Raw genomic sequence first — 10,185 nt, forward strand, 5'->3', positions numbered from 1 at the left:
ATAACAAGCTGTCACGGGCAGCGCCGGGCATTCTGGCGGCTTCAGGTAAATCGTCCAGTTTAAAAAATACCCCTTTACTGGTGCCGCCACGCATATAGGTTGCGGGGATTTTTATTTGTGGAACGCTCATTATACGGCTCCTTGCAAAAAGTCCTGGGCAAAACGCTGTAATACACCACCGGCTTCATAAATCGACACCTCTTCGCCTGTATCCAGACGGCAGGTTACCGGCACCTCTATCGTTTCGCCGTTTTTGCGGTGAATAATCAGCGTAAGCTCGGCCCGTGGCGTACGATCACCTGTCACATCATAGGTTTCCGTGCCATCGAGCTGCAGCGTTTCACGGGTGGTGCCCGCTTTAAACTCCAGTGGCAACACCCCCATACCAATTAAATTGGTACGGTGGATCCGCTCAAAACCTTCAGCGACAATGGCTTCCACGCCGGCGAGGCGCACACCTTTGGCGGCCCAGTCGCGCGATGAACCCTGACCATAGTCGGCACCGGCGATAATAATTAACGGCTGCTTGCGCTGCATGTAGGTTTCAATGGCTTCCCACATCCGCACGACCTTACCTTCCGGCTCCAGTCTTGTTAACGAGCCCTGCTTGACCTTGCCGTCGACCACGGCCATTTCGTTAATCAGCTTGGGGTTAGCAAAGGTGGCACGCTGCGCTGTCAAATGGTCACCGCGGTGAGTGGCGTAAGAGTTAAAATCCTCTTCCGGCACACCCATTTTAGCCAGGTATTCACCCGCTGCACTGTCCGGCATAATGGCATTGGAGGGTGATAAATGATCAGTGGTAATGTTATCGCCCAGCACTGCCAGCGGCCGCATGCCGGTTAAGCTGCGCTCCCCTGCCAGCGCGCCTTCCCAATAGGGTGGCCGGCGGATATAAGTACTCTGTGGCCGCCAGTCATACAAAGGCGTCACCTTATCACCGTAATCGACATCAACAGCGAACATCGGCTCATACACGCGGCGGAACTGATCCGGCTTAACGCTTTGCGCCACGACCGCATCTATTTCCGCATCATCCGGCCAGATGTCTTTTAAGGTAATCGCATTACCTTTATCGTCGTAGCCTAAAATATCTTTTTCGATATCAAAGCGAATGGTACCGGCAATGGCATAGGCCACCACTAAAGCAGGAGAGGCTAAAAAGGCCTGCTTGGCATAGGGGTGAATACGACCATCAAAATTCCGGTTACCCGACAGTACTGCTGTCGCGTACAGATCACGCTCGATAACTTCTTGCTGAATAACCGGGTCCAGTGCGCCGCTCATACCGTTACAGGTGGTACAGGCAAAGCCGACAATACCAAAGCCAAGCTGCTCGAGCTCAGATAACAAATTGCCTTCTTCCAGATATAACTGCACGGCTTTAGAGCCGGGTGCCAGCGAGGTTTTTACCCACGGCTTGCGGGTTAACCCTTTGGCATTAGCGTTACGGGCCAGCAGGCCGGCCGCAATCACGTTACGCGGGTTAGAGGTATTGGTACAGCTGGTAATAGCGGCAATAATTACCGCACCATCGGGCATTTTGCCATCAACAAGCTCATACTTGCCGGCAATACCGCGCGCAGTCAATTCGCTGGTTGACAACCTGGCATGCGGATTAGACGGCCCGGCCATCGTGCGGCCGATACTGGATAAATCAAACTTCAGTACCCGCTCGTATTCCGCCGTGTTTAAGCTGTCGGCCCACAGACCCGCCGTTTTGGCGTAGGTTTCAACCAGTTGCACCTGTTTGGCGTCACGGCCGGTCAGGGTCAGGTAGTCCAGGGTTTGCTGGTCGATGTAGAACATGGCGGCAGTGGCACCGTATTCCGGCGTCATATTGGAAATGGTGGCCCGATCGCCCAGACTTAAACTTTTGGCTCCTTCGCCATAAAACTCCAGATAGCTGGAAACGACTTTCTGTTTGCGCAGAAACTCAGTCAGCGCCAGCACAATATCAGTTGCCATAATACCTGGCTGTGCTTTACCGGTCAGCTCCACCCCGATAATATCGGGCAGGCGCATCCAGCTGGCCCGGCCCAGCATGACGCTTTCGGCTTCCAGACCACCCACACCAATGGCAATTACGCCCAGCGCATCAACATGCGGCGTGTGGCTGTCGGTTCCCACTAAGGTATCAGGAAAGGCTACCCCATCGAGCGCATGCACTACCGGTGACATCCGCTCTAAATTAATCTGGTGCATAATGCCGTTACCGGGCGGAATGACATCGACATTTTTAAAGGCTTTTTTCGTCCAGTTAATAAAATGAAACCGATCATCATTGCGCCGGTCTTCAATTGCCCGGTTTTTCTCAAACGCATCGGCTTCAAAGCCGGCATGCTCTACCGCTAATGAATGGTCGACAATTAACTGGGTCGGCACCACCGGGTTTACTTTGGCCGGATCGCCGCCTTTCTCTGCAATGGCATCGCGCAGGCCGGCTAAATCGACCAGTGCGGTCTGGCCTAAAATATCATGGCAGACGACCCGCGCCGGAAACCACGGAAAATCAAGATCGCGTTTGCGGTAAATAAATTGCTTTAACGAATCGGTCAGAATGGCTTTGTCGGCACGGCGCACCAGGTTTTCGGCAAATACCCTTGAGGTATAAGGCAGTTTGGCATAGGCACCGGGTTCAATAGCATCGACCGCAGCCTGGGTATCAAAATACTCCAGGTTGGTGCCGGGTAGTGGTTTACGATATTCACTATTCATTATTATTACCGCTCATTAATCGGTTTAACGCTGCGTGGCTCTTCGCCAACGTACTCAGCACTTGGCCGGATAATCCGGTTATCAGCGCGCTGCTCCATCACATGGGCTGCCCAGCCGGTTAAACGGCTGCAAACAAAAATAGGGGTAAATAACTTAGTGGGGATACCCATATAGTTGTAGGCCGACGCATGGAAAAAATCGGCATTACAGAACAGTTTCTTCTCACGCCACATTACTTCCTCACAGCGCACAGACACATCATACAAGCGGGTATCGCCATTGGCTTTGGCTAGCTTTTCTGACCATGCTTTAATAACGGCATTGCGCGGATCGGACTCAGAGTAAACGGCATGGCCAAAACCCATAATTTTTTCTTTGCGTTCCAGCATGCCAAGCAGCTTCTGCTCAGCATCTTCTGGATCTTTCATCTTCTCAATCAGTTCCATCGCCGCTTCATTAGCACCACCGTGCAGCGGGCCACGTAATGAACCAATTGCCCCGGTAATACAGGAATGCATGTCACTTAAGGTAGAAGCACACACGCGGGCAGTAAAAGTCGAGGCATTAAACTCATGCTCTGCATATAGAATCAGTGACGCTTCCATTACCTGACGGTGCAACTCGCTTGGCTTTTCACCGTGCAGCGTCCATAAAAACTGCTCTGCCGTCGAACCGGCTTCGGTTTCAACATCAATCTTTTTATTATGATGGCTGTAGTTGTACCAGTAGTTCACCATGCCTGGAAATACCGCCAGCATCCGGTCAGTAATGTCCTGCTGCTCAGCAAATCGTTGCTCTGTCTCCAGATTACCAAGCATTGAACAGCCGGTACGCATAACATCCATCGGGTGAGCTGATGCCGGGATCCGCTCCAGCACATCTTTTAACGCCTGCGGTAAACTGCGCATCCGTTGTAACTTACTTTTGTACTGGGCCAGTTCACTTTTATTGGGCAACTCGCCTTTGAGAATAAGAAACGCAACTTCATCAAATTCGCACTTTGCCGCTAAATCTTTCACATCATAGCCACGGTAGGTTAAACCTGAGCCGGTTTTACCCACGGTTGAGAGTGCGGTTTTGCCTGCCACCTGACCGCGCAGGCCAGCTCCTGATAATTGCTTTGCATTTGCCATTGTCTTGCTCCAATTCTTGATTAATTCAGGTTAAATTGTCTGTGTCAGCCAGTTTGCCGCGGCTTACTTATTTTTTCCATCGCTGAACAGCGCATCCAGTTTTTGCTCAAAACTGTGATAATTTAAAAAGTCGTATAATTCGGCCCGGGTTTGCATGGTATCGACCACGGCTTTCTGATCGCCATTGGCCAGAATTGACTGATACACATTCAGCGCCGCTTTGTTCATAGCCCTGAACGCACTTAACGGGTACAACACCATGGCCACGCCGACGCTGGCCAGTTCGGCTTTGTTAAATAAAGGCGTTTGGCCAAACTCGGTAATATTAGCCAGTACCGGAATGTTCAGGGCATTGGTAAACGCCTGGTATTGCTCCAGCGTATGCACTGCTTCAGCAAATATAGCATCAGCCCCGGCTGCTTCACAGGCCAATGCCCGCTCCAGCGCTGCATCCAGGCCCTGCTGCGCTAAGGCATCGGTCCGCGCCATGATAAAAAAGCTTTCATCAATACGGGCATCGACACTGGCTTTCACCCGGTCAACCATCTCGTTCAGGCTGACAATTTCTTTATTCGGCCGGTGACCACAGCGCTTTTGCGCTACCTGATCTTCAATATGAAAACCTGCTGCACCAGCGCGAGTCATTTCTTTAACGGTGCGGGCAATGTTAAAGGCCCCGCCCCAGCCGGTATCGGCATCGACTAACAGCGGCACGCTGCTCGCTGCCGTAATCCGCCGGATATCTTCACAGACATCATTCAGTGACGTCATGCCTAAGTCCGGTAAACCAAAAGAAGCGTTAGCCACACCAGCGCCAGATAAATAAATTGCCTGATGGCCAGTACGCTCGGCCATCATCGCGGTGTACGCATTAATGGTTCCGACAATTTGTAACGGTTTATTTGCAGAGATAGCGGCGCGAAATTTTGCGCCGGCGGTCAGTGTGTTAGCCATATCAGCTTCCCATTTGTTGAAGTTGTAATTCGATATTGCGCCGCGATGCTGCGATATGACGGCGCATCAGTAAGTCAGCCAGCTCACCGTCCCGGTTAGCAATGGCATTAATAATAGCTTTATGTTCGTCAAACGCCCGGGAGACCCGGGGCCCGTTCATGCCCAGTTGCACCCGGTACATGCGTACCAGATAGTATAATTCATCACATAAAATATTGATTAAATAGCTGTTTTTACTACCCAGAATCACCCGGTAATGAAAATCCAGATCCCCGGCTTCCTGATAGTAACTTTCACCCTCGCGCACCCGTTGCGATGACAAGTGCTGATCCAGTAACAGCCGCACTTCGGTTATTTCAGCATCGGTCATATGTTCTGCAGCCAGTTTACAGGCAAGCCCTTCCAGATTTTCTCTAAGCTGATAGAGCGCCAGCAAACCGGCCGTAGACAAAGTAACGACCCTCGCACCGGCATTGGGGATCCGTTCAATTAAGTGACACCGCTCTAATCGTGCCAGCGCTTCGCGCAGTGGCGCCCGGCTTAAATCAAAGCGCCGCGCCAATTCCGGTTCACTGATTTTGCTGCCGGCAGCAATATCACCTTCAACAATTGCCCGCTGAATTTCCTGCAATACCCGATCGGCAGCAGTAACAGGTTGACGTAAAGCAGGATGGGCCAGATGCATAAATTGTCGACATAAATAATCAATGGCCCCTTTTTATGCTTCTTAAAGCCCTATGTCAAGCCAGAACAGGCAGGATTGTCGACAATGTACACCTAAAGTCGTATACAAGCCCTGACGGCATAATGTTGTTTTGCCGCAGCTGCCATTACTAAAGTACGGCTGAGCGCAGCTTTTTTTAGACTTTTTTATTATTAATAATTTAACTTTTAATTCAAAATAAAAATAACCAATGCTTGCCCCCAAATAAGGGCAAAGACTGCAGGAATGCCATGCTGCGGCAAAACTGCGGGGGATAAGCTGGGTATAACCTGAGCGTAAACGGTGGGTAACTTTGCCATAACAGGGAATTCAGGACATCGCAGCAACAGGAAAAAATCAATGAGCTTTACTACACTTGACTATACGTAATTTGCAACAGTTTTTCGATAGCGCACGGCTCATTCCCTATGAGCCATTCCCCTAGGCCCAGAACAATTCGGATTGGTTCTGGGCTTCTTTTATCTGGCATTTTTGCACGAAAATCACCTGAAAGAATAACTAATAATCATGAAGTTAACTTACAAAGCGGAAATAACCGATAAAAGTTAGCCGTTGTCTGTTCAGCCAACCTGGCGACGCTGATACCGCGCAGTTCGCTAATCGCCTCCGCGACAGCGGTTACATAAGCCGGCTGATTGGTTTTGCCGCGGTAAGGTACAGGCGCCAGATAGGGTGAGTCGGTTTCTATTAACAGCCGGTCAAGCGGTAATTTCTTAACGACGTCGCGCAGCGCGTCGGCATTGCGAAAGGTCATAATACCGGAAATAGAAATATAAAAGCCTAAATCCAGTGCGGCTTTGGCCATCTGATAACTTTCAGTAAAACAGTGCAGCACCCCACCCGCCTGTTCGGCCTGGTGTGATTTCAATAAGGCAATCGTATCACTGCGGGCGTCGCGGGTATGAACTATCAGCGGTTTATTAAGCTCTCTGGCAACAGCAATATGGCTGACAAAAGCCGCTTGCTGAGCCAGTTTTGACTCTGGCGCATAAAAATAATCAAGCCCGGTCTCTCCCACTGCTACCACCTGTGGCGACTGGCATAGGGAAAACAACTGCTCAGGGTTTACCGTGCCAGTCTGATGCAGCGGATGTTCGCCACAAGATATTGAAACCTGTGAATAGGGCGCAACCGTTGCCGCCATCTCAGCAAACTCCGCCAGGCTGACTGACACACACAGCATATGCTCAACCTGACGCTCGACAGCAGCATCAATAACCTGAGCCAGACTCAGTCCCAGTTTATCGAGCTCTAATCTGTCCAGATGACAATGAGAATCTACAAACAAAAATTACCTCAGGCAAATTTACATTGTATAAGTGGGATCGGTGCTGTTTTGCATACCACCGATCAGCTTTTCAATTTTACCGGCTAAATTACCTTTATCATCAATAAAAGCCACCCCAATCCCAGCCGGGTTAGCACTTTGTGAGCCATGGGGTGCGACCCAGGCTACCTTGCCCGTCACCACCAGCGGCTCCAGAGCATCAGGCAACGTAACGCTTAGCGCAAGTGACTGGCCCATCTTGTATTGCCGGGCTGAGCGGATAAACAAACCACCATTTTTAAAAAAGGGCATGTAGCAACGGTATAATTCTTTATTGTCGCTAAAGCCCAGGGTCAGCTCTTCCATTTTGCCTCCGGATGTTGCAGCAGGGATTTTAATTCGGTTAATAAGCCGGTTAATGCTAAGGCGCTATTCTGCCCTATAATCCGCGTCGCGTCACGACACCAGCGTTGATATGCCGTTAAAACAGCCTGCTGCCGCAAAAACGCCAGAGGCCGGATCAGCCGCTGCCGGATATAGAACCCCAGCAAACCACTGAGTTCAGGATTTTGGTCCAACTGCTTGACGACGCTTGTCAGCTCCAGCTCGCCGCTGAAATAGGCTTCGAGCGTTGTCAGGGCCTGTTCAAGACTGGCCGCTGTGTCATCCACCAGCAGGCGCAGTGCCTTCAGCGGTGCTCCCTGACAATATTCCAGCAAAAAAGCCGGCGCTGATTTTTGGCTCTGCCGGTTCAACCAATCGGTCAGATCAGGGGTGCTGCCGGCAGTTAACTGCCAGCGCTGGCAACGGCTACGGATGGTTGCTGACAACTGCGGGTACTGATTGGTTATCAGGATAATAAAACAGCCGGCAGGCGGTTCTTCCAGCGTTTTTAACAACGCATTAGCAGCCGCTTCTGTCATTGTCTCAGCAACAGGAATAAGAACAACCCGGGATCCATGCTGTTGTGCGGTACCCTGGGTAAAGTTATTTAACTGACGGATCGCATCCACGCCAATATGCTGGGTTTCAGTATGTAAGATCAGTAAATCAGCATGATTACCAGCCTGGCGCAGCAAACAACTTTTACACTGGCCACATGCCCCTGTCGGTTGCCGGTTTTTGCAAAGTAATGCTGCTGCCAGCGCGTCAGCCATACTGGCTTTACCGATGCCTGCCGGGCCGCTCAGCACCAGCGCATGGGCAAGTTGTTCGTTATCAACCAGCGCCAGCATCTGCTGAAACTGCGGCAGCAACCAGGGATAAAGCTCAGTCATCTGTCTGCCCGGAAAAATGATTGCTCAGGGCATGGACAATACATTGCTGCACATCGTCAAGTGGCTGGCTGGCATCAATACTGACAATGTCTGGCTCACTGGCCGCAATCTGCTGATATTTTTGCCGGGTACGGACAAAAAAGTCCAGCTGCTCCTGTTCAATCCGGTCAAGTTCGCCGCGGGCAGCAGCGCGACTGAGCCCGACTGCCGGGTCAATGTCCAGATAGAGTGTCAAATCCGGCCGGGTATTACCCAGCACAGTGCTGCGCAAATTATTTATCAGCTGCTCATCGAGCTGGCGGCCGCCGCCCTGATACGCGCGGGATGACATATCGTGCCGATCAGCCAGTACCCAGTCACCGCGAAGAAGCGCCGGCCGGATAACATTCGTCAGCAACTGCACTCTCGCCGCATACATCAGTAATAGTTCAGTCTCCGGTGCCAGCAGTTCGTTGCTATCAACCTGTTTTACCAACGTACGCAGTTTTTCTGCCAGCGGGGTGCCGCCCGGCTCACGGGTCGTGACCACTGAAATATTCTGCTGTTGCAACCATTGGCGAATGGTTGCCATAGCGCTGCTTTTACCAGCGCCCTCCAGCCCTTCCACCACAATAAATCTGCCGGGCTTACTCATCTTCTTTCCCCAATATAAACTTCCTCACCGCCATATTATGTTGCTCAAGGGTTTGTGAAAACACGTGAGACCCGTCACCACGACTGACAAAATAGTAATAATCACTGACATCAGGCTGTGCTGCCGCCTGCAAGGCACTGGCACCAACCAGCGAAATCGGGCCAGGGGGCAAACCATGATGCCGGTAGGTATTATAAGGATGCGGGTTACGTAAATCGGCATAGGTTATCCGGCCGCCGTAATCCTTCAGGCCATAGATAACGGTTGGATCGGTTTGTAACCGCATATTGCGGTTCAGCCGGTTAACAAATACTGAGCTGACCAACGGTTTTTCCGCCAGTAAACCACTTTCCTTTTCAATTAATGAAGCCATGATCAACAGCTGATAGGGATTTTGCAGCGGTAACTCGCCCTGCCGCTGCTGCCAGGCCAGTTCCAGCTGGCGCAATAACGCTTGCTGGGCACGGCGCACCAACTCACTGGCGCGACTTGCAGCAGTGTAAAAATACGTGTCGGCGAATAATAGCCCTTCCGGATGTTGTGGCCTGGCGCCCCAGTCATCCGGCCAGGTTAACAGGGCAAGGATCTGACTGGCGTCACTGATATCCTGCTGTAAGTACTCAGCTTGCTGTAAACGCTGCAACGCCTGCTGTATTGTTTCACCCTCAATAAAGGTCAGACTGAACTGCGCCACCTCACCAGAGGCAAATAAACGAAGTAACGACAACAGGGTTGCGGTCTGTGGCGTCTGATAGGTGCCCTGTTTTACCTGAGCAAGGCCGGGCCGCCACTTTAAGTATAAGCGCAGCAGCTGACAATCATAGTTGTTAAGCTGGCCCTGGGCTAACCATTGCTGGCACAGGCCACGGGCACTGCTGCCTGCTTCAACGGTAAAGTACGGCCTGGGTAATTCAATCTGACGCAAACCCAGTTGCTGTAAACCGAAGCCCAGGGCCAGCACCAATATAGTTGCGATAACTAACAGCAACACTAACAGTTTTTTAATCATAAAAACTCGTTACACCAGGTTTTAGCCAACATCAGATCCAACTTCTTATCGTTATAAGACTGCACCGGTACGGGCCCCATCAACGCATTAGTCAGTACCATGGCATCGACGCTGGCCAACTCTGGCAGCTGCCAGTTAACCTGTTCAATATCGGGTTGTACAGATAGAAGATGGCTGCGCATCACACCAGCCACGCCGGCGCGGCTTAATTGTGGTGTATACCAGCGGCCGGCACGGTGCAAAAACAGATTAGCGGCAATCGCCTCAGTGATAAAGCCCTGTTGATCGCACACCAGCAAGTCGTCAATCTGTTTGTTACTGGCTTCCTGCTTTAACAGTACCTGCTCCAGTCGGTTACAATGCTTTAAGCCAGCCAGTGCCGGCTGCACTGCCAGGCGCAGCTCAGCCAGCGCTAATCTGACCCCCTGCTGTCGCCAGGTACTGTAATCCGGCAATGTGCCATAGGTGA

11 protein-coding genes are annotated in these 10,185 nt (G+C 51.3%); all 11 read right to left on the reverse strand.

Annotated elements, in window-relative coordinates:
- A partial coding sequence (locus tag R3177_RS09685) for a PrpF domain-containing protein (protein ID WP_318970846.1) occupies window positions 1-133 on the reverse strand: 133 nt, incomplete at its 3' end.
- On the reverse strand, window positions 130-2,718 hold the full coding sequence (gene acnD / locus R3177_RS09690; RefSeq protein WP_318970836.1) for a Fe/S-dependent 2-methylisocitrate dehydratase AcnD: 2,589 nt from the start codon (window positions 2,716-2,718) through the stop codon (window positions 130-132). The genes R3177_RS09685 and acnD, both read right to left, overlap by 4 nt.
- A 5-nt stretch (window positions 2,719-2,723) precedes the next feature.
- Window positions 2,724-3,851: a 2-methylcitrate synthase gene (prpC, locus tag R3177_RS09695; RefSeq protein WP_318970837.1), complete on the reverse strand. Its 1,128-nt coding sequence runs from the start codon at window positions 3,849-3,851 to the stop codon at window positions 2,724-2,726.
- Window positions 3,852-3,914: 63 nt separating this feature from the next.
- Window positions 3,915-4,805 carry a methylisocitrate lyase gene (prpB, locus tag R3177_RS09700; RefSeq protein ID WP_318970838.1) on the reverse strand — a complete coding sequence of 297 codons (891 nt, stop codon included), beginning with the start codon at window positions 4,803-4,805 and terminating at the stop codon, window positions 3,915-3,917.
- A gap of 1 nt (window position 4,806) precedes the next feature.
- Window positions 4,807-5,490, reverse strand: coding sequence for a GntR family transcriptional regulator (locus R3177_RS09705; protein ID WP_318970839.1), 684 nt, complete (start codon window positions 5,488-5,490; stop codon window positions 4,807-4,809).
- 544 nt (window positions 5,491-6,034) lie between these two features.
- Window positions 6,035-6,817, reverse strand: a complete 783-nt coding sequence (locus R3177_RS09710) for a TatD family hydrolase (RefSeq protein ID WP_318970840.1) — start codon at window positions 6,815-6,817, stop codon at window positions 6,035-6,037.
- Between the two features lie 18 nt (window positions 6,818-6,835).
- A complete protein-coding gene (locus R3177_RS09715; protein WP_318970841.1) occupies window positions 6,836-7,162 on the reverse strand; it encodes a PilZ domain-containing protein in 327 nt (108 codons plus the stop codon).
- Window positions 7,150-8,073: a DNA polymerase III subunit delta' gene (holB, locus tag R3177_RS09720; RefSeq protein WP_318970842.1), complete on the reverse strand. Its 924-nt coding sequence runs from the start codon at window positions 8,071-8,073 to the stop codon at window positions 7,150-7,152. The genes R3177_RS09715 and holB overlap by 13 nt, the downstream gene beginning before the upstream one ends.
- Window positions 8,066-8,707, reverse strand: a complete 642-nt coding sequence (gene tmk, locus R3177_RS09725; RefSeq protein WP_318970843.1) for a dTMP kinase — start codon at window positions 8,705-8,707, stop codon at window positions 8,066-8,068. Before tmk ends, holB begins: the two co-directional genes overlap by 8 nt.
- Window positions 8,700-9,716: an endolytic transglycosylase MltG gene (gene mltG, locus R3177_RS09730; protein ID WP_318970844.1), complete on the reverse strand. Its 1,017-nt coding sequence runs from the start codon at window positions 9,714-9,716 to the stop codon at window positions 8,700-8,702. The genes tmk and mltG overlap by 8 nt, the downstream gene beginning before the upstream one ends.
- A partial coding sequence (locus tag R3177_RS09735; protein WP_318970845.1) for an aminotransferase class IV occupies window positions 9,713-10,185 on the reverse strand: 473 nt, incomplete at its 5' end. The genes mltG and R3177_RS09735, both read right to left, overlap by 4 nt.

The organism is Arsukibacterium sp. (assembly GCF_033722355.1).
In the GTDB taxonomy this organism is placed as follows: Bacteria; Pseudomonadota; Gammaproteobacteria; order Enterobacterales; family Alteromonadaceae; genus Alishewanella.